Genomic DNA, 26,540 nt, shown 5'->3' on the forward strand with positions numbered 1-26,540 from the left:
TTGAATAAATGGAAAATATAGTCAACACGTCTGCACGAACGTGCAGAAAGGACGCAGATCACATGCCTGTGAAGCGAACAAAACAGCAAGATGCCCTCCGCGCTGCACAAATGTACTACTTGCAGGATCAAACAATGGATGCCATTGCCCGTGAACTTCGCACCTCGCGGTCAACCGTTTCCAGGCTGCTTTCTACTGCTCGTGAAACAGGACTTGTGCAGGTCCAAATCAAGACACCCTCAGATAGGGCTCCGGAGTTGGAGCGTGTGATCCGTAAGCGCCACAAAGTGGAGGTGCATGTTGTTCCAGTATCGGACATGCTCAACGAGGTGGAGGTGCTTGAGCGTGTCAGCATGCAAGCTGCACGCACCATTGGTCCATTAGTTGACTCCAACGCTGTGATAGGTGTGGCGTGGGGATCAACCGTCAGCACTGTCAGCCGACACCTGACACGGAAAACAACCCACGGCACCACCATTGTCCAGTTGAACGGTGCAGGGAACACACAGACCTCTGGCATCACGTACGCTTCTGAGATCGTCCGCCGCTTCGGCACGGCCTACGGAGCGAAAGTTGAACAATTTCCTGTGCCTGCCTTCTTTGACCAAGCCGAGACGAAAAACATGATGTGGCAAGAACGCAGTGTCCAACGCATTCTCGACTTACAAGACCGCATGACGATCGCTATCTTTGGTGTCGGCTCCATGGACGCTGAAATTCCCAGTCATGTGTACTCCGGCGGCTACCTTGACTCCACTGACCTCGACGCCCTTGAAGCCAGTGGTGTGGCGGGCGATGTGGCGACAGTCTTCTTCCGCTCGGATGGGAGCGATGACGGCATTGTGCTCAACGATCGCTCGAGCGGACCCAGCCTTGACACCCTGCGCAAGGTCCGCCGTCGTATCTGCGTAGTCTCTGGACGCAAAAAGATCACTGGCCTGCGCGGGGCGCTCGCAGCCGGACTTGCCACTGACCTGATTTTGGATGAGGGCACAGCCCGGGAATTAGTAGAGCAAGACAGTCACGCAACAGACCCGATCTTTGGCTTCCTCAACGGACTGGACGGTCTCTGAGCGGCAACACCTGCAAGTATTGGCCGCGCGGCACTGAGCGCTGGCGCCCGCGGATAGGTAAAGTTGCGAGTATGCAACTCTCCCCCAAGTATGAGCTCAACAACGGCGTCAAAATCGATGTCCTTGGCTATGGTGTCTACAAAGTGCCTGCCGAAGAGTGCCTGGACCTGGTCTCGACCGCGCTGGATGCCGGGTACCGGATGGTGGATACGGCCGCGCTGTATGGCAACGAGGAGGGTGTGGGGGCGGCTATCAATCACTCCATAGCGGCCGGGACTCCTCGAGAAGAACTTTTTGTCACCTCCAAAGTGTGGAACACGGAGCAAGGCTATGCCTCAACGCTTGCCGCATTTGCGTCAAGCATGGAGCGTCTGGGACTGGATTATTTGGATATGTACCTGATCCATTGGCCCTGCCCAGCCCAAGACCTGTTCATCCCCACCTACAAAGCACTTGAAACCCTGTACCACCAAGGGCGCGTGCGGGCCATTGGGGTGAGTAACTTTGAAGAACCCCACCTGCGTCAGCTCCTTGAGGCTGTGGACGTTGTTCCAGCAGTGAACCAAATTGAGCTGCATCCTTGGCTGACCCAGACTAAATTACGCGCAGTTCACGCTGAACTCGGGATTGCCACTCAGGCGTGGAGCCCGCTATCCCGAGGCACCATCCTGGACGATCCTGTGCTGCTTGAGATTGCTGGACTGCACGGCCGCTCGGTTGCCCAAATTGTGTTGCGCTGGCATGTTCAATCCGGACATCTAGTGATCCCCAAAGCAAGTTCGGCGCAACGAATTGCAGAGAATTTGGCCGTCTTTGACTTTATTCTCGACGCGTCGGAGATGTCCCGGATTAATGCCATGGACAAGGGCCAACGCGCTGGCTCCCACCCGAGCGAGGTCAACTAGCCTTGGTCCTAAAATTTCTAGCCGAAAAGAAGAGTACGACGGCGTCCGGCTCACCAATCGGGTTGAACCTGGCCAACCGCGAGAGTGCCCACGTCCTCGAGGTCGCCGACACTGCGGTGCACTACTGGGAATACGCAGCTGTGCCGTGTAGCGATGCTGTTGCTGACTCAGACGCTGTGCATGTAGCTGACGCTGTGCATGCCGCCACCTCACCAGCGGTGCCCGCACGCACCATTGTGATGGTCCATGGTTTCCGTGGTGACCATCACGGACTGGAACGCGTGGTTGAACTGCTGCCTGATTTTCGTGTCATCATGGCCGATCTCCCCGGGTTTGGAGCATCCCCAGCGTTCGCCCATGGCCAGCATGACATAGCCGGCTACGGGAACTTCCTTGAGAACTTCCTCAGGGCCTTGGACCTGGGACCGGACACTGTCTTGCTGGGCCACTCTTTTGGTTCAATCGTTGTCAGCCATTTTGTGGCAACACGGCCGAAGCGCGTGTATCCGCTGATTCTTGTGAACCCCATCGCAGCCCCTGCTTTGGAAGGCCCAAAGGGCATTATGACCACGCTTGCGGTTTTCTATTACTGGGCTGCAGCGAAACTTCCCGCCGCCTTGGGTAATGCGTTATTGCGCAGCAAACTCATTGTCCATGTCATGAGCGTGACTATGGCTAAAACGCGCGACCCACAGCTGCTCAAGTTCATCCATGGCCAGCATCATGCGTACTTTAGCGGTTTCGCAGACAGGGATATGCTGCTTGAGTCCTTCCGCGCCTCCGTCAGTGGCACTGTACGCCAAGTCGCCACTGAACTTTCCCTGCCTACACTCTTGATTGCCGGATCCGAGGATGAAATAGCAACTCTGCCCAATCAGCACAAGCTGATGGAACTTCTACCCGACGGTGAACTCCAAGTCATTAACAACGTTGGCCATCTGATCCACTACGAAACACCCGAGCCGGCTGCCGCCGCTATCATCGAGTTTCTTGAAAGGCACCCCGCACCGTGAGTATTTCCGAATCCATGAACAACCACGAAAATGCGCTCCAGAAACAAGCAGACGGTAGGCCAGCCATCGTCATGGATGCCCGATTCACCCGCATGGACCACCACGACGGCATCAGCCGCTACGGCGCAAGCCTCATGGCCGCCGTCGCCCCTTACGCTGATGTGACAATGCTCATTCATGACGAACGTCAGCTGGCATTGCTACCGGATTTGCCCTGGGTGAAAATCAACTCGCCGCTCTCGCCCATGGAATTGTTCGTGGCCCGCCATGTGAACAAGCTTGGCGCCGACGTGGTGTTTTGTCCCATGCAGACTATGGGAAGTTGGGGCAGAAAATACCCGCTGGTTCTGACACTGCACGACCTCATTTACTATGAGCACCCGGCACCCCCCGGGTTCCTCCCAGCCCCCGTCCGGGTGCTGTGGCGTCTCTACCACAAGGCGTATTGGCCGCAGCGGATGTTGCTCAACCGCGCCAATACTGTGGCGACTATCAGCGAAACCACTCTGTCTCTGATGCGCAAACACGGGCTCACCAAACGCCCTGTCCGGATCATTGGAAATGCACCCCAAGCGCAGCGGACCCCACGAGATCCGTTGGTTTCGCCGGAGAAATCGCTCACCTATATGGGTTCATTCATGCCCTATAAAAACGTGGAAACGTTGATCCGGGCTATGGCAGAACTGCCAGATTTCACGCTTAACTTACTCAGCCGCATCACCGACGAACGCCGTAGTGAACTCGCGGCTTTGGTGCCCTCTGGTGCCAAAGTGGTGTTCCACAACGGTGTCACGGACGAGCAGTACGATCAGATGCTTCTGCGCACAACTGCGTTAGTTACTCTAAGTAAAGCCGAAGGCTACGGCCTGCCGCTGGTTGAGGCTATGGCCTTGGGGACACCGGTGGTGGTGGCGGACACTGAGATTTTCCGTGAAGTTGGCGGAGATGCCGCTCATTATGTGCCAGCTGATTCACCTGAGGCTTTTGCGGCTGCTGTGCATGCTCTGGCTGAACCCGATCAATGGGCGGAGAGTTCGACGGCGTCCATTGCCCAAGCGGGCACGTTCAGCTGGGATTCCTCCGCGCGCGAACTGTTGGCAATTGCACAGGAGCTGCGCCGCTAGCCATGACCACGCAGCTGGTCCGCGTCCGCAAAAAGCCGCACTTCGGCCGCCCTATTTCTCAGCAGAGCTAGAAGCCGTGGTTCGCGAACCCATTAGGACCTAGAAGCCGCTGCGAATACTTGTCACCCCTGGGCACCTGCGTCTCGAGGAGAAGTTGGGACGCGAAGATCCGGGTGCTGAGGTCATTTTATCCACCACCATCACGAATGCTCAGGGGATCCGCGCCCAGGAATACCGGTACTGGAGCACAGGTATCTATCCTGCCGAGGCTGAGCATCTGGAAAACTCTCAATCCGCACTTCAGATATACAGTGCCTACGAGTCCAATGTGACACTGGGACATGGCCCCACGGCCGTTGCGGCAGCAGCACAACGAACGGCCAAACTCCTGGATACGGGTCCTATCCAATCTCCGTTATTCTGGCTCACAGGAACTGTCACCGGTCTTGGTCTGACGATACTGACGCTGGCGTTCTCACTCTCCAAACGCCAACGTCATGAGTTGATCTTTCGCAGACTCACCACTGCTCAGCACCTGCTCGCCGGCGTGGTGCTGAGCCTCGATGCACTTGAGCTTGCCCTGGCCCTGGATGACACACGGCTGAACACCGTAGTGATGCTTGGGACAGCTCCAAAGAACATGTCAGCTGAATCTGACCAGCGGATATTTGAAAGCGCCTTGGCTATGGCATGGCGCTTGGCCGATGACCTCCAGGAACGTCCCTTATCGCAGCGCCTTGACCCCGGGTACGTGGCTGAAATTGCGAAGTTGAAACAATCGGTTCAGACGCTTGTCCTACGCAACACCGACGTCCACCGACGTACTCAATCCCTACTCGATGCAGCACGTGGCCGAAACCCGAAACGCAACACCTCAGAGATCCCCAAGGTGACGTCCTAAAACCTGTATACCCTCACGCCGTGGCTTGGGGCTCCCGGACATCCAGCACACCTGTTGGTTTTGCGCGTTTGTCATGATCGATTGGCTTACAGCCTTCTTGTTGTCCTAGTAATAAGAGCCTTTAGCCATTTGGAGTATTGGGGCCGGTGCGGATCGGTGATCAAGAGTGGAGAATAACTGCCACTAGTCGTAATCCACCCAATCTTGCCGTCCGGGCCAAGCTTGGGAGTCCACCTGCGCCACTTGGTTCCTTGCCGATCGGGTTCATCTATGCAGCGCCGGAGTCCGTGCCGATTCTCCTTATCCTTGAAGTGCTTCATCGTGTGATGGCGTGCGCAGGCGGGGCGTTAGTTTCCAATGGTTGAGGCACCACCAAACTCAAAAGCTCGTAAGTGATCAAACTCAGTGTCCATCTCAGGATCGGGACAATTGGGCATTTAACAGCCTTCGGCCAACGCCTGCAACACGGCCTTCTCGGCAGCCGCAATGTACACCGTTGTGTGTCCAGCACCAACGGCTCCGGCAATAGTGGATTTAGCAGTATATGGTGACGCGCCAGCTTTGACAGCCCCTCCAGAAACGTGCAGCGATATACATGCCCGAAGCGCTGACAGTCAACACGTACAACGTTGGCCATGACATCCCTTCGCTTCCAGCGTCACAGCTGCGTCTGCGCTCTATCAGCGCTTCCTTCACACGAGTGACGACGGTCTCGGGTACATCTTCTCCCGTGTCCTGCCCGCCTTTCCCGCAAAAGAGCACACCGTGGTATGTCCCGCCAGAACTAACAACCGAGTCTCCATCGCAGCCGCATTTTCCATCGAGAGACTCGCAGTGTACGCCAGCAGCGGCCGTCAATTCGGGAATCCCCAGAGACATCCGAGACGAGCTAAGGGTTCACGACTGCCGATGATTCGCCCGGGGACGTTATTATCTCCAACCTCAACCGAGGGTGAAGGCTCGTTGCACAGCAGCTACAAAACGTCTAGGCCATCGCACCGAACTTGTACAGGAGAGCCCACTCGTCGAGCCGCGTTGGAAGCCTTCAATGCCCTCATGTTCGTTGTGACAGTCGCCGCCAGTGAGTATGGGAAAAGTAGAATCGTTCGATAATCTGGAGCCTCTTCACCTGTCTGGCCGGAAGTGCCACCCGAGGCGGGCCTGCCCACAGACACAGGAGCAGGGCCAATGCTGCGCACGGACTCAGGGAGTTGCAAGGCCGCCGCAAATGCCGCAACGTCCTTTTCTGCTCCAGTCAGCGAGGCAAGGCGCATGGCCGGGGGAAGCCCGAGCTCCTGCCGCAAAGTAAATTCCCGCTCAGCATGCCCGGCGGGGTCCCATCTAACTAGCGCCGAAACCTCAACTGAGTCCTCAGCCGTGACTACAACAATTCCTCCGTCTTTGGCAGATCTCACCAGTGCTGCGGCATTCATCCACCGACGGAGTGTCTCTTCTCCAGCACGCAACGACTCACGCCGGAGCATAGAATCTCCGTCCAAGAGCAGTGCCGCCGAGTAGCCGTGATGAGCCACCGGTTCAGCACCTATAGTTGCCACAACTATGGCGGGCCTGTCAGGCACAGTTGTCCTAATGTGATCCCCTGAAGAGGAAATCACTGGCACTGAGGGGAAAGCCCTGCCCAATTCCTCTGCGGTCCGCAGTGCACCGATGGAAATAGCCCGCAATTGGCGGTTCCCACACGTACCGCAGCTAAAGGCAGTTTCCGCCTGCCCGCACCATTTGCACGTGACCATGGAAGAAGCCGACCCCGGGGACCGTGTTTGCATCAGAGGCCCTGTGCAATGTCTGCATCTGGCCACCTCTCGACAGCGCTGGCAGGCTAATGCCGGAGCGTAGCCGGTTCGGGCCACCTGAACCAATACCGGGCCCATCTTCAGCGCGGCCTTTGCGGTTTCCCAGGCCCTGTGTGGCAGCCGGGCCATGGCGGCGGCGGGGTCACGTTCCAGCTCATAGGAATCCGACGTGCTAATGACCCGCGCCGTGGCCTTGCGCACCTCTGGGCGTTCAGCTAAGAGCTCTTGGGCCCATCCTGTGGCGACCAACCGCTGGGACTCACTGCTTCGGCTGTGCCCGGCCATCAACACCGCCGTTGCCTCAACTTCAGAGCGTAACAACAGAACGTCACGGCTGTGTTGGTAGGGAGCTCTACGTTCAATATGAAGCTCGTCACCGTCATCCCAGCAACAAACCAAACCTAGCTCTGCTACTGGCGCGTACGCCGCGGAACGAGTACCGATCACAATGCGCACGTCGCCTGAAAGAACTTGCAGGAAGTTGGCGTATCTCTTGCTGGGACCATCGTCAGCGGTGAGCTTGACGAAGCTGCCCTTCGGAAGGACCGCGGTAAATGCCTGCTCCAATAATTCGAGGTCCCGTAGATCGGGAACAACCACGATGGCTCCCCGCCCTGACAATTGGCAGTATGCAACTACTTGAGCCAGTTGGTGGTGCCATGACCGGGGCCCCCAACCGTGGAGTGCACCGAGTACGCCTTTGGGGCACTGGCCCAAAGCCAATTTCGTCAAGAAGTCCTCGGCATGAGCAAACTCAGTGAAGAGAGAATGCCCGGGTTTAGCCTCGGGAAGCATCTCCACGGGCGCGGGTCCGGTTTCCTTCTTCAGGTAGATCTTCTCGAGGCTGGCGACACGCGGTGGGACAGCTACCCGCAACACATCAGCTACTGTGCCGGCGTACCGTGCGGCAACCCTCCGGGCCAGTTCAAGTACCTGTGGGGTGAGCACAGGGACAGCTGAATAAACCCTGCTCAGTGGCACCAGCCTTTCGCTTTCAGACTCAGCAGTGCGCGCAACGAGATACCCGTTGAGGTCTTGGCCAGAGAATTTTACCTTCACCCGAACCCCTGGCCGGGCCTCTGCGTCCAACTCCAGGGGGACGGAGTAATCAAACATTCGGTCAAGATGGGGCAGCGGTGAATCAATCGCAACTTGGGCAACTGGTAGCGACGGCGCCAACACGACTCCACTGTGTGGATCTGCTACTCGATCCTTGGTGACGAATCCACTCAAAAGACTTAACTGCACACCGTGATTGGGCGAAGCGTGACTAGCGGCAGTGTGGTTCTCGGCTTCGGTCACGGCATCCTCCTCTGATATGTGTTGCCAGACCTACGGGCAAAAACTGTAGGCCATGGACAGGGCCTCCAAACCCAACTGTGCAGGTCCCCATTAGTCGTCCTGAAACCAGCTAAGCACAGCCCGCTGACAAAGGAGTCGGCGAACTGTGCTTGGCTGTGGACAACTTCGAGCTTAGGCGTTGAAGAACGCCTTCAGCGCAGCTACCCGGTCAAGATTTTCCCACGTGAAATCGGGGTCGTCGCGGCCAAAGTGACCATGTGCTGCCGTTTTGGCGTAAATGGGGCGTTTCAGATCAAGGCTGTCGATGATGGCCAGCGGACGCAAATCGAAGATAGCCGCAATGGCTTCTTCAATCATGCGAGGGTCAACATGCTCGGTGCCAAAAGTCTCAACATAGGTTCCCACCGGCTTGGCCACGCCAATGGCATAGCCCACCTGAATTTCGGCACGATCCGCAAGGCCAGCGGCCACCACATTTTTGGCAACCCAGCGCATGGCATAGGCCGCTGAACGGTCAACTTTTGAGGGGTCCTTACCCGAGAAGGCACCACCTCCGTGGCGTGCCATTCCACCATAAGTGTCAACAATGATCTTGCGTCCCGTCAGCCCCGCATCACCTACGGGACCACCAACAACGAAGGGGCCTGCAGGGTTTAAATAGGTTTGAATCTTAGAAACATCCAGACCAGAAGCCTCCATGACCGGGGCAATGACGAATTCTTGCAAGTCGGCTCGCAACTTATCAAGGGAGGTGCCTTCGGCGTGCTGGCTGGAGATGACAACAGTGTCAACCGAAACAGGCTTTTCGCCGTCGTACCCAATGGTCACTTGCGTTTTACCATCCGGTCGCAAGTACTCCAATTCACCCGATTTGCGCACGCTTGAGAGGCGCTCGGAAAGCCTATGCGCCAAGTAAATGGGGGTCGGCATATATGAGGCTGTTTCGTTGCTGGCGTAGCCAAACATCAACCCTTGGTCGCCAGCACCTTGGGCGTCATACTTATCAACTGCGGTTCCCTCGCGGGTCTCGAAAGCGTTAAACACGCCGTCGGAAATATCTTGGGACTGCTGCCCGATAGAAACCGAAACACCACAGCGGGCACCGTCAAACCCGTTGGCAGAGGAGTCATAGCCAATGTCGAGGATGGTGTTGCGCACGATTTGCGGAATTTCCACGTAGGCATTGGTCGTGACCTCGCCGGCCACATGGACCAAGCCAGTGGTTGCCATCGTTTCAACCGCAACTCGCGATTCCGGGTCTTCGGCTAGCAGCGCGTCAAGGATGGCGTCACTGATCTGGTCACAAATCTTATCGGGGTGGCCTGCCGTCACGGATTCGGAGGTAAATAGGCGCAGGGGGTTCGCTGAAGTCACGTCTCTACTTTACTTTGGTTTGTGCTGCGCTTCATGGGCGCCTGACATGGGCTGTCATAGTGGTCGGAGCTAGGTGGCTTGTGCTTTATCCTGTGCCGACACGGTCTTCGTTGCATCAAGGCGCTGCGCTATGAGATGTACGACGGCGTTGGCCACCTCACGCTTGCTGCCACCGGCCTGCACGGGGCTGGCACCGTCCAAGGCAAGAATCTCTACCTGGTTGGTATCCTGCCCAAAGACGCGCTCAGTATTGGTGTCCCCGGGCCCGACTTCATTGACAACCAACAAGTCGCATCCTTTTCGCATCAGCTTTTCCTGTGCGTAGCGAAGGACGTCGCCTTGTTCATCACCGGTTTCTGCAGCAAAACCAACAATCAGCTGCTGCTGGTTCTGCGCCGCCCGATGGGCAACAACCTCGATAAGGATGTCCGGATTACGGACAAGTGTAATAACAGGGTCCTGCGTATTGTCCCGCTTTTTAATCTTGCCCGTTGAAATACTTGACGGGCGGAAATCAGCCACGGCGGCGGCCATGATGACAACATCCGCCGTTGCCGCCGCTGCCAGCGTGGCCGAGCGCAATTCAAGGGCCGTTTCAATTCGTTGAAGTTTGGCCCCGGCAGGCGCCGCTACTTCCATTGGAGCGTGGATCAGGGTGACCTGGGCGCCGGCAGCCAGGGCCGCTTCTGCAAGTGCCACGCCCTGCTTGCCCGAGGACTTGTTGCCAAGGTAGCGGACAGGGTCAAGAGGTTCCCGCGTCCCACCTGCCGTGATAAGTACGTGAACTCCGGAGAGAGGACCTTCCGAGACGGACGTCTCACTGGAAGACTTTTCGCTGCTTCGCAACTCATGGGGAGGTGCCAGCTCGCTGAGCTGTGTGTCCTGCGTATCAGAGCGGTTCTGGGCTACCTTGAGCTCTGCCGCCCTTGTGGGAGTCTCTTGCGTAGAGACGTCCCGGACCAAGGCTATGGCTGCAGCGAATATTGCTTCGGGCTCGGGAAGGCGGCCGGGACCCGTGTCAGGGCCAGTCAACCTGCCCACTGCAGGATCCAACACATGCACCCCACGGGAGCGCAAGGTGGCTACGTTGGCCTGCGTGGATGCGTGCTGCCACATCTCTGTGTGCATGGCTGGAGCAAAGAGGACAGGTCCGCGAGCCATCAACAACGTGGTTGTTAAAAGGTCGTTGGCATGGCCGCCGGCAGCCTTAGCCAAAAGGTCGGCGGTTGCCGGCGCCACAACAATCAGGTCCGCCTCATGACCAATCCGGACATGGTTCACCTGGTCTACAGCCGCAAAAACATCGTTGGTGACGGGTTGTCCGCTCAATGCCTCCCACGTTGCCACGCCCACAAATTTCGTGGACGCGTCAGTAGGGATGACAGTGACCAGATGCCCTGCTTCAGTAAACAGACGCAGTAGCAAGGCCGACTTGTAGGCGGCGATGCCGCCGCCTACCCCTAGGACAATGTTCAGCTCAGTCACCTTGTAGTTTTCTTAAATCGCTTACGCGGTTTCGTTCGGCGTGGAAACCAGCAGGCCCTCGTCGATTTCACGGAAGGCGATTGAGAGGGACTTCTCGTTCAGCCTGGTATCAACGAGTGGGCCAACGTACTCGAACAGGCCCTCGTGGAGCTGTGCGTAGTAGGCGTTGATCTGGCGTGCGCGCTTTGCACCAAAGATGACCAGTCCGTACTTCGAATCTGCTGCTTCAAGCAGTGAATCGATCGGGGGATTGATGATGCCTTCGGGTTGTGTAGTCAATTACTTCTCCAAAAAAATCGAAAGGGTGTCCTGCAGATCAGAAAATTGTGACAACACTTTTAAGTGCCTACACAATCTGATCAAACAAGGTGGTGGGGGGTGAGCCCCATCAGTTCAACAAGCGCGGCTGCGGCACGGCTTACATCGTCATTGACGATGACATAATCAAACTCCGGCGCGGCAGCAAGTTCCAGTTTAGCCGTTTCTAGGCGACGTTGCTGTTCCTGCGCACTTTCTGTGCCGCGTCCCACTAAACGGCGGACAAGTTCTGCCCAATTTGGCGGGGAAAGGAACACGAAATCCGCCTCAGGCATGGCGGCTTTAACCTGTCGGGCCCCCTGCAAGTCAATTTCAAGCAGGACTGACTTTCCAGCGGCAACGGCTTCCTGGACGGTGCTGCGCAATGTGCCGTAACGGTTTACGCCATGAACCACCGCCCACTCCAGCAGATCCCCACTGGCGGCCAGCTGATCAAACTCCTTAGCACTTTTGAAGAAGTAATGAACACCTTCCTCTTCCCCTGGCCGTGCAGCACGGGTAGTGGCGGAGACGGAAAGCCAGACATCCGGATAATTGTCCCGGATGAACGTTGAGACAGTACCTTTTCCTACAGCGGTTGGTCCGGCCAGCACCGTCACGCCACAACGGCTCTTTAGGCGGGTGGTCTTTTCACTTGGGACATGAACCTCGCTCATGACGTCTGTCCCAGGTAGTGAACCAAAGCCCGGCGTTGGTGTACGCCCAGGCCACGCACCCTGCGGGTTGGGGCAATCCCCAGCTCGCTCATGATCACAGTTGCACGTACCTTTCCTATGCCCGGGAGGGCTTCAAGTAATTCACACACTTTAAGTCGCTCGAGAGCGGGTTCGCAAGCTGCCGCTTCAAGCACTGCGGCAACACTCTTGTGCCCGGACTTCAAGTCAGCTTTGGCTTGGGAGCGTACGGCTCGTGCAGCCAGGGCTTTGATGCGTGCCTCTGCGCGTTCATGTTGGGACAATTGCGGCAAATTCACGAAAAAGCTCCCTGTTGATGGCTCTCCCCGGTGCGGGTTACGAACGCAGTAATTCTTCGAACATATCCCTACCGGGGAGGCAAATCAATCTGTCGGAAAGCTTGAAGTGCTGCTATAAGCCCGCCAGCGTCTCCACCGTGGCTGCGCGTAACGCGGCAACCTGCGGTCCGGCAACGAGGATACCCCGGCTGGAGGTCGCCAGCACAGCCGGATACGCAGTACCAAATGTAGCCCGCATATTTACCCCGGTGGCGCCTTGCGCTCCGAGACCCGGCGCCAGTAGCGGCCCGTGGACCGCAGCAAGATCTATACCCAAATCAGCTAGTGCACCTCCCACTGTGGCACCAACAACCAGGCCCACAGATCCCAGTGCTTCAGCGGCATAGCGTTGATTTTCGACGCCTGCAGCCTCCACGATGCGCTTGGCAACAGAATCGCTGCCACCCACGTGCTGTACCGAGGCACCCTCCGGATTAGAGGTTAGGGCAAGCACAAAGACACCCCTGCCGTTCGCTGCTGCCATCTCAAGAGCCGGGCGCAGCGATTCAAAACCCAAGTAAGGGCTTAGCGTTACGGCATCAGCCGCCAAGGCTGAACCATCTCGCAGCCATGCGTCAGCGTAGCCAGCCATGGTAGAGCCGATGTCTCCGCGTTTAGCGTCAGCGATGGTCAAAAGCTGCGCCTGAGCAGCGGCAGCCAGCAACTCCTCCAAGGCGGCCATACCAGCGGAGCCGTGGCGCTCGTAGAGAGCCACCTGTGGTTTGATGGCTGCTGCTATCGGCGCCACAGCCTCAAGCACAGTTCGTGAGAACCTCCGCACGCCATCGGCGCTGTCATCCAGCCCCCATGCTGCCAGGAGGGCCGGATGCGGGTCGATACCCACACAAAGGGGTCCCCTGGCAAGCATGGCTGCGGCAAGCCGAGCCCCAAAAGGCTCCCGCTCACCGCTGTTAGTTGGCATTCTGAGCTGCCAGTCCTGCGGCAAGAACAATGGCGTGTTCCTGCAAACTGGTGACATCCCATTCGTAGGAACGCAAGGCTTCCATGGCCTGAACTGCCACGTTGAATTCAGCAACAGTGGTGATGCAGGGCCGGCCGTTGGAGATTGCTGCCGCACGAATCTCGTAGCCATCTCCGCGCGCTTGACCACCTGAGGGGGTGTTGAAGATCATGTCGATCTTGCCATTGTTGATCAGGTCGACAATGCTCTGATCCCCGGACACTGTGCTTTCTTGGCTGATCTTGCGCACAGTGGTGGAGGCAATGCCGTTGCGGCGCAGCACGTCCGCGGTACCACTGGTGGCAACAATCGTGTAGTCCAGGTCCACGAGACGCTTGACGGCCATAATGATGGAGCGTTTGTCACGATTCGCCACCGAAACAAAGACAGTCCCGGAGACCGGCAAGGCACCACTGGCAGCAGCCTGGCTCTTGGCGAAAGCAGTATCAAAATGTTTGTCGATCCCCATCACCTCACCGGTGGAGCGCATCTCCGGGCCCAGCAGGGAGTCAACTACGTGCCCTTCGGGGGTGCGGAAACGGTTGAAGGGTAGAACAGCTTCTTTGACAGCCACGGGGGCGTTATCTGGCAGATTGCCGCCGTCGCCCACTTCAGGCAGGATGTGGTGCACGCTGCGCAAGTGGGCGATGGAAACGCCAACACCGATCAAAGCCGCGGCCTTGGCCATCTGCACACCCGTGGCCTTCGACACAAACGGGACAGTACGCGAAGCCCGCGGGTTGGCTTCAAGTACGTAGAGAATGTCAGCCGCCAAAGCGAACTGAATGTTGATCAAGCCACGTACACCAACACCTTCGGCAATGGCACGGGTGGCCTTGCGGACACGCTCCTGCACGTCTTTGCCCAGAGTGATGGGAGGCAGCACGCAAGCGGAATCGCCAGAGTGGATACCGGCCTCTTCAATGTGCTCCATAATGCCGCCAAGGTACATATCCTTGCCGTCAAACAACGCGTCAACATCAATTTCAATGGCGTCTTCAAGGAACCTGTCAATGAGCACCGGGTGTGCTTCAGTGATCTCGGTGGCGTTCGTGATGTAGCGGGAGAGATGCGCCTCGTCGTAGACGATCTCCATGCCGCGGCCGCCCAGCACGTAGGAGGGGCGCACAAGGACGGGGTAGCCAATCTCATCGGCAATCTTTTTTGCATCGTTGAAGGACACAGCGGTGCCATTCTTTGGCGCTATCAGGCCGGCCTCATCAAGCACACGCGAGAACATACCGCGGTGTTCCGCTAAATCGATGGCTTCCGGAGAGGTTCCCAAGATGGGCACACCGGCATCAGCCAGTTCCGCAGCAAGCTTCAGCGGGGTCTGGCCACCGAGCTGCACAAAAACACCCAGCACCCCGCCTGTACGCTCTTCAGCCGCGATGATCTCCAGGACGTCCTCGAGTGTCAGCGGTTCAAAATAAAGACGCGTGGAGACGTCGTAGTCGGTGGAGACGGTTTCCGGGTTGCAGTTGACCATGACTGTCTCGTAGCCGGCTTTGCGCAGTGCCATGGAGGCGTGCACGCAGGAGTAGTCGAACTCGATACCCTGACCGATGCGGTTGGGCCCGGAACCCAAGATGATGACAGAGGGCTTTTCGTGCAGCGCAATCTCATCTTCCTCGTCGTAGGTGGAGTAGTGGTACGGGGTGTACGCTGCAAATTCAGCTGCACAAGTGTCCACAGTCTTGTACACGGGGCGGATGTTCAATGCCTGGCGGACGCCGCGCACCACCGCCTCAGAGTTGTGTGTCAGCTCACCGATCTGAGCGTCGGAGAAGCCGTGGCGCTTGGCCAGCTTGAGCATCTCCGGTGTCAGCGCGGTGGACTGGCGGATAGTTGCCGAGACCTCGTTCAGCAGCACCAGCTGGTCCAAGAACCAGGGGTCAATGCCTGTGGCTTCGTACATTTGCTCAATGGTGGCACCGCCCAGCAGGGCACGCTGCACCTGGCCAAGGCGCTCGGTGGTGGGGCGCTTGGAAGCCTCAATGAGGTCAGGAACGTCCAGTTCATTGACACTTTGGAATTCAAGACTGGCACCCTTTTGCTCCAGTGAGCGCAGTGCCTTCTGGAGCGCTTCGGTGAAGTTACGCCCCATGGCCATAGCCTCACCAACACTCTTCATGGTGGTGGTCAATGTGTCATCGGCCGCAGGGAACTTCTCAAACGCGAAGCGGGGAACCTTAACAACCACGTAATCCAAAGCAGGTTCAAAGGAAGCCGGAGTCTTCTGCGTGATGTCATTGGGGATCTCATCCAGCGTGTACCCAAGTGAGAGCTTCGTGGCGATCTTGGCGATGGCGAAACCGGTTGCCTTCGAGGCCAATGCCGATGAGCGTGACACACGCGGATTCATCTCAATGACCACTACTCGGCCGGTGTCTGGCTCAATGGCGAACTGGATGTTGCAACCACCGGTGTCAACGCCCACCTCACGGATGATGGCGATGGAAATATCGCGCAGGTTCTGGTATTCACGATCCGTCAGCGTCATGGCCGGGGCCACCGTGATGGAGTCACCGGTGTGAACGCCCACCGGATCAAAGTTCTCAATGGAGCAAACAACAACAACATTGTCGTTTTTGTCGCGCATCATTTCAAGCTCATACTCCTTCCAGCCAAGGATGCTCTCTTCAAGCAAAACCTCAGTGGTGGGGCTGTACTGCAGTCCCTGGCCAACAATGCGGGACAAGTCCTCTGGGCTGTAAGCCAGTCCGGAACCCAGCCCACCCATGGTGAATGACGGGCGCACCACCATGGGGTAGCCAAGATCTTCAGCAGCAACAAATGCCTCATCCAAGGTGTGAATGATGTGGCTACGGGCAGATTCTGCTCCGCAACGCTCAACCACGCCCTTGAACTTTTCACGGTCCTCACCCAGCTCAATGGCGGCGATATTGGCACCGATCAACTCAACGTTGTACTTTTCGAGCACACCGTTTTTGTCCAAGGCGATGGCGGTGTTCAGCGCCGTCTGACCACCCAAGGTTGGCAGGATCGCATCGGGGCGTTCCTTGGCGATGATCTGTTCAACCACCTCGGGAGTGATGGGTTCAACGTAGGTGGCATCGGCAAACTCTGGATCAGTCATGATCGTTGCCGGGTTGGAGTTTACCAGGATGACCCGCAGGCCCTCTTCCTTCAAAACGCGCAGCGCCTGGGTGCCCGAGTAGTCAAACTCGGCAGCCTGTCCGATCACGATCGGGCCGGAGCCAATAACCAAAACTGATTTAAGATCTTCCCTCTTTGGCATTACTTGTCTTCCTGGCTCTGTGTGGTCTGGCTCTGTGTGGTCTGGCTCTGTGCGGTTTTGTACTTAGTCATGAGATTGATGAACCTGTCAAACAGGTAGGCGGCATCGTGTGGACCGGCCGCGGCTTCCGGGTGATACTGCACGGAGAAGGCTGGAATATCCAGGCAGGACAGCCCTTCAACCACGTGGTCGTTGAGGCTGATGTGGGAAACTTCAACCCTGCCAAAACGATCCTCGGGCGCCTGGCCAGGTCCGTCAAGGGGTGCGTCCACGGCGAAGCCGTGGTTTTGGCTGGTGATTTCCACCTTGCCAGTGCTGCGGTCCAGAACCGGCTGGTTCATGCCACGGTGTCCGTAGCGCAACTTGTAGGTGCCAAAGCCCAGGGCGCGTCCCAGAATTTGGTTTCCAAAGCAGATGCCAAAGTACGGCACCCCAGCGTCCAGGAAGCTACGGACAAAGCCAACCTGGCGGTCGGCCGTAGCTGGATCACCGGGGCCATTGGAGATGAACACGCCATCCGGGTTCAACGCTTGGGCTTCTTCGAAAGTGGCAGTTGCGGGCAGGACATGCAGGCGCACCCCACGCTCGGCGAAGCGTGCAGGGGTCATGGCTTTCATGCCAAGGTCCAGTGCAACGATTGTAAAGAGGGTCTCCCCCGTCCAGCCGTGCTGGGCAGGTTCAACCACGTACGCTTCCTTGCAACTGACCTCCTCGGCCAGGCGCAGGCCCTCCATGGACGGCTGAGCCTGAACTTCGGTGAGGAGTTCAGTCTCAGGACGCGCTGCATCGGCACCGGAGAAAATACCGGCCTTCATGGCACCGCGTTCACGCAGGTGCCGGGTGATGGCGCGAGTGTCTACTCCTTGAATGCCAACAATGTTCTGCGCAGACAGTTCCTCATCGAGGGTCCCTTCGCTGCGCCAGTTGGACGGGCGGCGTGCCGCGTCACGGACAATGTAACCCGCAGCCCAAATTCTGGCTGACTCATTATCTGCTTTGTTCACACCCGTATTACCTATGTGAGGTGCCGTCTGCACTATCAGCTGGCGTGCGTAAGAGGGGTCTGTCAACGTTTCCTGGTAGCCGGTCATTCCGGTGGTGAAGACCGCCTCACCCAGGGCCGTGCCCTGAGCACCGTAGCTGCTGCCGCGGAAAGTGCGTCCATCTTCCAAGACCAAAAGTGCCTGTGTAGGCATGATTGCATCACTCATTCTCAATTGTTCTTTCCGTTGTGCTCGGCTGTGGGTGTGTCCGTTAAGGGCGTACCATTCACGGTCGCTTCTTCTGCATCTTCTAAGTCATTCTCCGCCACGTTAGGTACTGTGGCGGTTTGCTCTGTGGGTAACAATCCCTGCAACGCCTCCATTAGGGGGCGTTTGGCTCCGGCTTCAGTGGTGCGGAAACCGGTGTCTACTTCGGTTTCTTCAAGGAACCAGCTGATAACAACCAGCCCGTCCCTTTCAACAAATTTCCCGGCCATCCCGGACGCAGTGCCCACATCGGTGAGGCATTCCTTGGCAATGAAGATGTCCTGCGCGCCCGAGCGGTCCATGACAATCCCGCGGGGATAGACATGGACAACGCCCGGTGTGCGGATACCGAGCTCGTGAACTGCCAACCGGTCAAGCCAGTCGCCAGTGGTGGTTGTGACTACATACGTTCCAGGCACACTGATCAAAGCTGTGCCGAGGTCCGCGGGGATGGGTGGCAACGGCGCTACTTCCGCCTGACGTTTAAGTTTGTTGCGCCATCCCCAACCCATCAATCCAAAGACAACAACCACAAGCATCAAGGTCAGGATGCCTGGCAGGATTCTCTCATCCACTAGTTGGCTCCGTGGATGTAGGGGGTGTTCAGTTTGCTTCCGAGGACTGTTGGGTGCCCATGGAAGAACGTCGCAGCAACCTTGCCGGGCAAAACCAGTCCGGCAAAGGGGGAATTACGTCCCTTCGTAGCCATATTTTTCGGATCCACGTTCCATCGGGCATGCGGATCCACCAAGACAATATTGGCTGGTTCCCCAACTTCCAACGGACGGCCCTGGTCAGTGAGCTGACCTATCCGTGCAGGTGCAGTTGAGGTGACGCGGGCAAAGTCTTCCCACGTCATTAGGCCTGTCTCAATCATGGTTTCCTGCACTACCGACAACGCTGTTTCCAGTCCCGTCATGCCCATGGCCGCCGCGGCCCACTCGCATTCCTTAGCTTCGCTGGGGTGCGGAGCATGGTCGGTGCCTACAATGTCGATGGTGCCATCGGCCAATGCTGCGCGCAGGGCGTGGACATCGGCGTCCGTGCGCAAAGGTGGGTTGACCTTATAGACGGGGTTGTAGCTTCGGACCAGTTCTTCGGTCAGAAGCAGGTGGTGGGGGGTGACCTCGGCGGTGACTTTAATGCCACGCTCTTTGGCCCAGCGGATGATTTCTACTGAGCCAGCTGTTGAGACGTGACATATGTGGAGGCGCGAGTCCACATGTTGAGCCAATAGAACATCCCGGGCAATGATGGATTCTTCTGCCACAGCTGGCCAGCCGGCCAGGCCCAGGTCGGCAGAAACTTTACCCTCGTTCATTTGGGCACCCTCGGTGAGGCGGGGCTCCTGCGCATGCTGGGCAATGACGCCGTCGAACGCCTTCACGTATTCAAGAGCGCGGCGCATCATGACGGGATCGCTGACGCAAATACCGTCGTCAGAGAAAACCCTGACTCTGGCCCTAGAGTCCGCCATGGCGCCAAGCTCGGCAAGCTGCTTGCCAGCCAGCCCAACTGTTACGGCCCCTACCGGCCGCACGTCAACCCAACCAGATTCACGTCCCAAAGTGTAAACCTGTTCAACAACGCCAGCAGTGTCTGCAACCGGTGAACTATTGGCCATGGCGTGCACTGCTGTGAAGCCGCCCAGGGCTGCCGCACGAGTTCCCGTTTCAACAGTCTCGGCGTCTTCCCTGCCTGGTTCGCGCAGATGAGTGTGTAAGTCAACCATCCCCGGCAGCGCCACGAGGCCGTCGCCTTCAATAACCGTGGCACCGACCACAACGTCGGGGCCAAGGTCGGCTCCTACGGCTGTGATGACCCCGCCGCTGATGAGGATGTCGGCAGTGGTATTGCCGTACAGGGAAGCCGAACGAATCAAATAACTTGTGGAAGTCATGAATGGTCCTTTACAGACGGGATGGTGCTTGAATTTGTTGAAAGCCACGGGAGAACTGGCACGATTTTTTCCTCACGCATTTCCCCGGACAGCAGCAAGTACAGGGCTGCCATGCGTACTGAGACACCGTTGCGTACCTGTGCAAGCACCGTTGAGCGTGGAGAATCGGCGGCTGCAGAGGAGATTTCCAAGCCACGGTTCATCGGCCCGGGGTGCATGATGATGGTGTCCTTGAGATTCAGCGCGTCAAGTCTGGCCAGGCGGGCGTCGTCGAACCCCCACCGGCGGGCATACTCCTGCGTGGAAGGGAAGAATGAGGCGTTCATGCGCTCTGCCTGCACCCGTAGCATCATGACTGCGTCTACTCCGCTCTCAAGCGTTGCATCAAGGTCGTAGCTGACCTCGCAGGGCCAATGCTCCACTCCAATAGGGAGCAGGGTGGGCGGTGCCACGAGAGTGACGTGGGCACCAAGGGTGTGCAGCAGCCACACATTGGAACGCGCCACGCGCGAGTGCAGGACATCCCCCACGATGAGCACCCGCATGCCCGTCAAGTCAGCTCCAACAGATGCGCTGCCACTGAGTTTGGCCCAATGGGCCCGCATAGTGAAGGCATCAAGCAATGCTTGTGTGGGGTGGGCATGGGTGCCATCCCCGGCGTTGATCACCGCTGCGTCTATCCACCCGGAGTTGGCTAGTCTTGCTGGTGCGCCGGAGGCCCAGTGCCTTATGACAACTGCGTCAGCACTCATGGCTTCCAGAGTCTGGGCTGTGTCTTTGAGAGATTCACCCTTAGACACTGAGGAGCCTTTGGCGCTAAAATTGATGACGTCGGCGGAAAGCCGCTTTGCCGCAGCTTCAAATGAAATGCGTGTGCGGGTTGAGTCTTCAAAAAATAAGTTCACCACGGTTCGGCCGCGCAGAGCCGGAAGCTTCTTAATTTCTCGCTCACCAACGGCAGACATTTCCTGTGCAGTGTCCAGAATCTGGATGGCGTTCGCCCGGCTCAGTTCCTCTGTTGACAGCAGGTGCCTCATGCGCCCGCCTCAATGAGCACTTCGTCATTTTCGACGCTGCCACCATCAATCTCAGAAAGACGCACACGCACCTTCTCGCTGGAAGACGTGGGAAGGTTCTTGCCCACATGGTCTGCTCTGATGGGCAGTTCACGGTGTCCTCGGTCAACGAGCACGGCGAGTCTGACAACGCGAGGGCGGCCTAGATCGACGAGCGCGTCAAGGGCTGCACGGATGGTGCGACCTGAGTACAGCACGTCATCCACAAGGACTATGGTTTTTCCATCGATACCCGAAGCGGGCAGTTGTGTTCTTTGTGGGGCCCGTGTTGGGTGCCGGGCCAGGTCGTCACGAAACATGGTGACGTCCAATTGGCCTACGATGGCGGCAGGATCCACTGCGGGATCGCTGGCGGCCAATTTGGTGGCCAACCGTTGGGCTAAAGGATAGCCTCGCCGCGGGATACCCAGCAGCAACAGGTTCCCTGCACCTTTGTTGGCTTCAAGAATTTCATAGGCGATACGAGTCAGTGCCCGCTCGATGTCCGCTGCGGTGAGAACCACACGGGACACAGCGACTGGCACTGAGTTTTGCAAAACTTCCTCAAACTCATCAGAGGAGTTGTTCATTTTCTCGCGTCCCCTTTCCCCGCCTCACAGGACGGAATTAAAAGGTTGATTGCGTACACCTCAAACTACCACAGCAGTCCTGGGCAGTTTCACGATTAAAGCGCCTCGAGCTGGGACGCAGTTTGGTGGGAGATTAGCGCAAGCTCACGGCCCGTTCGTGAATAAGCTACAGAGGGAAGATTACGCGCGCCATCTTTGTCGCGGCATCTTGTGGCCCTAGTCTTGAACTCATGAGTGAACCAGGCCGATGGCAACCCCCCGCCCCAGGCGCCCCGGAGCAACAATATCCACAAGACCCGCATGGACAGCCACAATATGGACACCAGCAGTACGCCCAGCAACAGTATGCACAGCAACAGTATGCACAGCCGCTCCCCCAAGGGAACCAGAACTTCGCCCAAGCCAACGCGCAGGGAACTGCGCTAAGTCACACCTCTGAGTATTGGGTCCACCACGCTCCCGATCCCCGCCGGAAAAAGTCACCGGGTGCAGCAGTGAAGGTGACAAACCTCATCTTACTGTGTGCCTTTGCACTCATAACCGTTATCACTTTGGCGTTCTTCGCCATTTCTATCGGTGCAAACGTGTTTTTGATCTGTGGTGCCCTCGCTTTGATTCCCCTTTCCATCTGTGTAGCCACACTGATGTGGATCGACAGGTGGGAACCAGAACCCATCTCCGCCCTGATCTTAGGTTTTTGTTGGGGTGCAGGCATGGCTGTTATTACCACCTTGGTGGTGGGCAGCTGGGTCCAGCCGCTGATCATGAGTGGAGCGAGCGGAGCTGACGCCGACATGGTTGGCGCAGTGGTCCAAGCACCCATGGTTGAGGAACTCTGCAAAGGCGCAGGGGTGCTCTTGCTGTTCTTCTTACGACGGAAAACCTTTGACGGGCCTATCGATGGAGTTGTGTATGCCGGCATAGTCGCCGCTGGTTTCGCCTTTACCGAGAACATTCTTTACTTTGGCCAGGCTCTTGTAGAGACGGACGGGGCTACCGGTGGGCTCATTGCCATCTTTGTATTGCGCGGTCTCATGTCTCCCTTTGCGCACGTCATGTTTACAGCAACACTTGGTGTCTGTGTGGGCTGGGCGGCCCGCAACGGCGGCACTTCCCTGGTCTTGGGGGCTTGGGTAGTTGGTTTGGTTCCCGCCATGGCGTTGCACGGGTTGTGGAACGGCTCCTCATTCCTAGGCGCAAACTTCTTCATTGTTTATATAGTTCTTCAGGTGCCGCTGTTCATTTTGTTCATACTCGGTGTGATCCTCTTGCATCGCAGCGAAGCCAAGCTGACGCGCAAACGGCTCGACGAATACGTTCCGTCAGGCTGGTTCACCCAGCAGGAGGTGCCGATGCTCGCCACAGGAGGTGGCCGGCGTCGGGCGCTGACCTGGTCTAAAACATTCTCTGCAGCACCCCTTATGAAGGAATTCATCCGCCTCGCAACCAGGCTGGCCTTTACACGTCAACGACTACTTGTTGACGCCAAGGGCGGGAAGCGCGGCGCCGCGGCCGGTCGCTTCGTCTCCGGACAAGCACTTGAGATGACACTACTGAACAAGATCGCAGCAGTACGCAGCGACCTTCTGGGCCGGCATGCCGCCACCGTCTGGAACCTACAACAACTCCAAGCCCAACAATTACAGGCGCATCAGCAGCAGAATAATTGGCAGCCACCTGTGCAATAGCGGTTAAACCGATGGCCCGGTGCATTGAGTGCACCGGGCCATTACTGTATCTCGATTTGTGCTTCCCCTGGACCAGGGATACGACTACTATTCTCTTGATTGCCTCTTAGGCAAGCAAAGTCGGCTTGATCTGCTGAAGCCGCCCAAGTAGGCCGTTGACGAACTGGGGAGACTCATCAGTGGAGAGCATTTTGGCCAACTCCACTGCCTCGCTAACTGCGACACCATCAGGGACATCATCGTTGTAGAGCAGTTCCCAAGTACCGATTCGCAAGATAATCCTGTCCACGGCGGGCATGCGCTCAAGTGTCCAGCCCTGGGAATAGGTGGCTAGGAACTCATCAATATTTTCGGCCATGGCTGTGACGCCCTCGACCAAATCTACTGTGTAGAGGTTAATAATTTGACCTGTTTTTTCACGGCGCGCCGTCAGGGCAGACATGGCACTGACTTCACGTTGCTCTGCCTCAAACAGGATGTCCAAAGCACGGCGTCGAGCCTTGCTTCGCGCTGAATTCGGTTTGCCCGTGGTGTTGGGTTGACTACTTGCCACTACTCGCTGACACGTCCCAAGTAGCTACCGTCACGGGTGTCGACCTTGACCAAGGTGTTGTTCTCAACGAACAAGGGAACCTGGATTTCAAAGCCTGTCTCAACTGTTGCGGGCTTGTTGCCTGCGGAGGACCGATCGCCCTGAAGACCCGGCTCGGTGTAGGTGATGCGCAACTGAACCGACGGCGGCAGCTCAATGTACAACGGGGAACCTTCGTACAGTGCGATGGTCACGTTGAGGTTTTCAAGCATGAAGTTGGTGGCATCGCCAACGGTTTTACCCGGCACGGTGAGCTGGTCATAGTTGTCGTTGTCCATGAAAACGAAGTCTTCGCCATCTTGGTACAGGTACTGGAAGTCCGAGCGATCAACGGTTGCAGTTTCAATCTTCAGCCCGGCGTTGAATGTCTTATCAACTACTTTTCCCGAGAGGATGTTGCGCATCTTCGTCCGGACAAAAGCGCCGCCCTTGCCGGGCTTGACGTGCTGGAACTCGATGACGTTCCAAAGCTGTCCCTCAAGTTTGAGTACAGTGCCGTTCTTAATGTCGTTAGTCGTTGCCACAGTAGCCTCTTAGCGTATAAGTATTATCAAAAATCCATAGACCACACTACCGTACCTAGCAGCACTGCATGGCATGAGGCTCACCACAGCCGCTCAAACACTTGCACTTACCCGGCCGTTGCGGTGGTCTCAGCAGGTGGGTGGGGACTATTCCCTCTCGGCCAAGTCCAAAGCGCGCGTCAGCGAGACCGTTGCCGAGTAAATTGCCGTCGCGTCCGAACCTGACGCCACGCGAAGATCAAGGGAGGTGGCAAAGTTTTTGGCAGCGGCTTCAAACTGTCCGTTACTGAAGTGCACCTTGCCCAGTTGTTGAAATACCCACGGTTCCATGGGTGTCCCGGCAACTGTGGGCAGAATGGTGCGCAGGACTCTTTCGGCTCTATCAAAGTTCTTTGTTGCACGCAGGACCTCGGCATCGAGTACCTGGAGTCTAATTGATTCGGGGTCAATCAGACGTGCATCTGCCGCGGCTTCGGCGGCCTCGGCAGTGAGTCCGCGAGCCAGCAACACGAAGATTTTATCTCCTGCGTCAGTGGAGCTCTCAAGCGCGGAATTGCAGGCGTCCTCGTCGACCACTTCGGGCAGCAGTGTCTGCGGGTTCACTGCCGTGCCCGGGAAACCTGCTGAGGGCCAGTCCATCAAACCCATACTAGGAAGCAATCTCTTGGTAGGCGGCAAACAACAAGGAAGCATCAGGGACATCTAGGATTCCTGGCTTGCCAACGCCGTCGAGCACAACAAAGCGCAGCAGATCCCCTCGGGTCTTCTTGTCCCTGCGCATGGCATCCAGGAGTGCCTGCCAGCGGTCCCTGCGGTAGCTCAGGGGTAGCCCAAAGAGTTCAAGGATGGAGCGGTGACGGTCGGCGTCCTCATCGCTGAGGCGACCGACGCTGCGGGCTAGCTCGGCAGCGAACATCATGCCTACCGACACTGCCGCACCGTGGCGCCAAGAGTAACGCTCTGTTAGCTCAATGGCGTGGCCCAGGGTGTGGCCATAATTGAGGATCTCCCGTACCCCGGACTCTTTTAGGTCCTCGGAAACAACTTTCGCTTTCACGGCGATGGCACGTTCAATGAGCTCGCGAAGAACCGGTGACTTGGGATCCTTGACTGCCTCCGGGTTGGCCTCGATCAATTCCAGGATCACAGGGTCTGCAATGAACCCGCATTTAATGACTTCTGCCATTCCTGAAATCAGCTCATTCGGGGGCAACGTATCGAGGGTGTCCAAGTCAACTAGGACCCCTGCTGGCGGGTGGAAAGAACCAACCAGGTTCTTACCTTCTGCCGTATTTATGCCAGTCTTGCCACCCACAGCAGCATCAACCATTCCCAACAGGGAGGTAGGCAGGTGGACAACTTTCACTCCGCGCAACCATGTGGCGGCAACGAAACCTGCAAGATCGGTGACAGCCCCTCCACCCACAGCGACAACAGCGTCAGAGCGGGTGAAATCGTTTTTGCCTAGAACTTCCCAGCAGAAGGAGGCAACTTGGATGTGTTTACCTTCTTCCGCATCAGGAATTTCTGCCGTCAGTGTGGTGTAGCCGGCGCCTTCCAGGTCATCACGAACCGTGTCACCTGTCAGGCGCAATGCGCGAGGGTGAATCACCAGAACTTTTTTTACCCGTTCACCTAGCAGTGCCGGCAACTGTGCCAACAGCCCGCGCCCTACAACAACGTCGTAGTTTTCTTGGGGCAAGGCCCCGGTAACTTTGATGATGGTATTGGTGGAACCGGGGCCAGCTGGGATCTCTGCACTAGCTACAGGTTCTGAATCGGCAGGGTGCACGGTGTTCTCAGTGTTCATGGTTTACAGATTCTCTTTCCTTGATTCTGCTGCCAACAGGTGGATCAGCCGCGCAACAAGCTGTGGCACATTTGAATTGCTAACATTTAGGTTGATATTTGCCAGGCGTTCATAGACGGGTTCGCGTGCGGCGGCCAGGCGCTGCCAGGTTGCCACCGGGTCGGCGGCGAGAAGCGGGCGTCCGGTGTTGCGCGTTATTCGCTCCCTTACAGTTGCCAGATCGGCACTGAGGTAGACCACAGTGGCCCCGGCGAGTAATTGTTGCGTCCCAGAGTCTAGAACCGCACCCCCGCCAAGGGACAGGACAACTGACTTTGTTGCAGGCTCCTGGGAGTCTAAAACCTCCGCAATAGCCCTCGCTTCCAGCTGCCTGAAGTGATGTTCACCCTTCGCCGCAAAAATTCGTGGGACAGGACCGTGCTTAGCAACAATTTTGTGGTCCGAATCAACAAAGTCCAGCCTCAACACACGAGCAAGCTCTGCGCCTATCACCGATTTCCCAACGGCCATGGGCCCAATAATGACTATGGGCCGCTGGGGCGTGAAGTCCGGCGTCCCAACCGGCTCCTTGCCCGTTGCCATCAGCG

At 57.3% G+C, this 26,540-nt stretch carries 24 protein-coding genes; 6 read left to right on the forward strand and 18 right to left on the reverse strand.

The features are described 5' to 3' along the window. Positions 1-62: 62 nt before the first annotated feature. From QMG40_RS01660 to QMG40_RS01680, 5 genes are all read left to right on the forward strand, one after another. Positions 63-1,073: a sugar-binding transcriptional regulator gene (locus QMG40_RS01660; RefSeq protein ID WP_283527259.1), complete on the forward strand. Its 1,011-nt coding sequence runs from the start codon at positions 63-65 to the stop codon at positions 1,071-1,073. Positions 1,074-1,144: 71 nt separating this feature from the next. Further along, a complete protein-coding gene (locus QMG40_RS01665) occupies positions 1,145-1,978 on the forward strand; it encodes an aldo/keto reductase (RefSeq protein ID WP_283527261.1) in 834 nt (277 codons plus the stop codon). Positions 1,979-2,034: 56 nt separating this feature from the next. After that, positions 2,035-2,991, forward strand: coding sequence for an alpha/beta fold hydrolase (locus tag QMG40_RS01670; protein ID WP_459252952.1), 957 nt, complete (start codon positions 2,035-2,037; stop codon positions 2,989-2,991). Between the two features lie 14 nt (positions 2,992-3,005). After that, entirely contained in the window at positions 3,006-4,115 is a 1,110-nt protein-coding gene (locus QMG40_RS01675; protein ID WP_283528566.1) for a glycosyltransferase family 4 protein, read from the forward strand. Between the two features lie 154 nt (positions 4,116-4,269). Beyond that, positions 4,270-5,016: a hypothetical protein gene (locus tag QMG40_RS01680; RefSeq protein WP_283527266.1), complete on the forward strand. Its 747-nt coding sequence runs from the start codon at positions 4,270-4,272 to the stop codon at positions 5,014-5,016. Between the two features lie 974 nt (positions 5,017-5,990). Here QMG40_RS01680 and QMG40_RS01685 read toward each other — a convergent pair. From QMG40_RS01685 to pyrR, 13 genes are all read right to left on the reverse strand, one after another. Further along, a complete protein-coding gene (locus QMG40_RS01685; RefSeq protein WP_283527272.1) occupies positions 5,991-8,132 on the reverse strand; it encodes a primosomal protein N' in 2,142 nt (713 codons plus the stop codon). 171 nt (positions 8,133-8,303) lie between these two features. Next, positions 8,304-9,506, reverse strand: coding sequence for a methionine adenosyltransferase (metK, locus tag QMG40_RS01690; RefSeq protein ID WP_283527274.1), 1,203 nt, complete (start codon positions 9,504-9,506; stop codon positions 8,304-8,306). Positions 9,507-9,575: 69 nt separating this feature from the next. Further along, the gene (locus QMG40_RS01695) at positions 9,576-10,982 is read right to left on the reverse strand and encodes a bifunctional phosphopantothenoylcysteine decarboxylase/phosphopantothenate synthase (RefSeq protein ID WP_283528569.1); all 1,407 of its coding nucleotides are present in this window, start codon (positions 10,980-10,982) and stop codon (positions 9,576-9,578) included. A gap of 30 nt (positions 10,983-11,012) precedes the next feature. After that, entirely contained in the window at positions 11,013-11,270 is a 258-nt protein-coding gene (gene rpoZ, locus QMG40_RS01700) for a DNA-directed RNA polymerase subunit omega (protein ID WP_283527276.1), read from the reverse strand. An 80-nt stretch (positions 11,271-11,350) separates the two neighbouring features. Next, positions 11,351-11,965 (reverse strand): guanylate kinase, encoded by a 615-nt coding sequence (gene gmk, locus QMG40_RS01705; protein WP_283527278.1) that lies wholly within the window; start codon positions 11,963-11,965, stop codon positions 11,351-11,353. Further along, a complete protein-coding gene (gene mihF / locus QMG40_RS01710) occupies positions 11,962-12,282 on the reverse strand; it encodes an integration host factor, actinobacterial type (RefSeq protein WP_283527280.1) in 321 nt (106 codons plus the stop codon). Before mihF ends, gmk begins: the two co-directional genes overlap by 4 nt. Positions 12,283-12,394: 112 nt before the next feature. Further along, a complete protein-coding gene (gene pyrF / locus QMG40_RS01715; RefSeq protein ID WP_283527282.1) occupies positions 12,395-13,243 on the reverse strand; it encodes an orotidine-5'-phosphate decarboxylase in 849 nt (282 codons plus the stop codon). Beyond that, entirely contained in the window at positions 13,233-16,544 is a 3,312-nt protein-coding gene (gene carB / locus QMG40_RS01720) for a carbamoyl-phosphate synthase large subunit (protein ID WP_283527284.1), read from the reverse strand. Before carB ends, pyrF begins: the two co-directional genes overlap by 11 nt. Further along, positions 16,544-17,755, reverse strand: coding sequence for a glutamine-hydrolyzing carbamoyl-phosphate synthase small subunit (gene carA / locus QMG40_RS01725; RefSeq protein ID WP_283527286.1), 1,212 nt, complete (start codon positions 17,753-17,755; stop codon positions 16,544-16,546). Before carA ends, carB begins: the two co-directional genes overlap by 1 nt. Positions 17,756-17,757: 2 nt before the next feature. Further along, entirely contained in the window at positions 17,758-18,369 is a 612-nt protein-coding gene (locus QMG40_RS01730) for a PH-like domain-containing protein (protein WP_283527288.1), read from the reverse strand. Further along, entirely contained in the window at positions 18,369-19,694 is a 1,326-nt protein-coding gene (locus QMG40_RS01735; RefSeq protein WP_283527290.1) for a dihydroorotase, read from the reverse strand. Before QMG40_RS01735 ends, QMG40_RS01730 begins: the two co-directional genes overlap by 1 nt. Then, positions 19,691-20,731, reverse strand: a complete 1,041-nt coding sequence (locus tag QMG40_RS01740; protein WP_283527292.1) for an aspartate carbamoyltransferase catalytic subunit — start codon at positions 20,729-20,731, stop codon at positions 19,691-19,693. Before QMG40_RS01740 ends, QMG40_RS01735 begins: the two co-directional genes overlap by 4 nt. Further along, the gene (gene pyrR / locus QMG40_RS01745; protein ID WP_283527294.1) at positions 20,728-21,339 is read right to left on the reverse strand and encodes a bifunctional pyr operon transcriptional regulator/uracil phosphoribosyltransferase PyrR; all 612 of its coding nucleotides are present in this window, start codon (positions 21,337-21,339) and stop codon (positions 20,728-20,730) included. The genes QMG40_RS01740 and pyrR overlap by 4 nt, the downstream gene beginning before the upstream one ends. A 230-nt stretch (positions 21,340-21,569) precedes the next feature. Here pyrR and QMG40_RS01750 point away from each other — a divergent pair, with 230 nt between their 5' ends. Next, positions 21,570-23,027 (forward strand): PrsW family intramembrane metalloprotease, encoded by a 1,458-nt coding sequence (locus QMG40_RS01750; protein WP_283527296.1) that lies wholly within the window; start codon positions 21,570-21,572, stop codon positions 23,025-23,027. 106 nt (positions 23,028-23,133) lie between these two features. Here QMG40_RS01750 and nusB read toward each other — a convergent pair whose 3' ends face one another. From nusB to QMG40_RS01775, 5 genes are all read right to left on the reverse strand, one after another. Continuing rightward, positions 23,134-23,580 carry a transcription antitermination factor NusB gene (gene nusB, locus QMG40_RS01755; protein WP_283527298.1) on the reverse strand — a complete coding sequence of 149 codons (447 nt, stop codon included), beginning with the start codon at positions 23,578-23,580 and terminating at the stop codon, positions 23,134-23,136. Further along, positions 23,580-24,143: an elongation factor P gene (gene efp / locus QMG40_RS01760; RefSeq protein WP_283527300.1), complete on the reverse strand. Its 564-nt coding sequence runs from the start codon at positions 24,141-24,143 to the stop codon at positions 23,580-23,582. Before efp ends, nusB begins: the two co-directional genes overlap by 1 nt. 147 nt (positions 24,144-24,290) lie before the next feature. Then, complete coding sequence (locus QMG40_RS01765) at positions 24,291-24,782, reverse strand: tetratricopeptide repeat protein (RefSeq protein ID WP_283527301.1); 492 nt, start codon at positions 24,780-24,782, stop codon at positions 24,291-24,293. 10 nt (positions 24,783-24,792) lie between these two features. Then, on the reverse strand, positions 24,793-25,953 hold the full coding sequence (aroB, locus tag QMG40_RS01770; protein WP_283527303.1) for a 3-dehydroquinate synthase: 1,161 nt from the start codon (positions 25,951-25,953) through the stop codon (positions 24,793-24,795). 3 nt (positions 25,954-25,956) lie between these two features. Next, a complete protein-coding gene (locus QMG40_RS01775; RefSeq protein ID WP_283527305.1) occupies positions 25,957-26,535 on the reverse strand; it encodes a shikimate kinase in 579 nt (192 codons plus the stop codon). Positions 26,536-26,540 lie beyond the last annotated feature (5 nt).

This window comes from Arthrobacter antibioticus, assembly GCF_030063205.1.
Classification (GTDB): Bacteria; Actinomycetota; Actinomycetes; order Actinomycetales; family Micrococcaceae; genus Specibacter.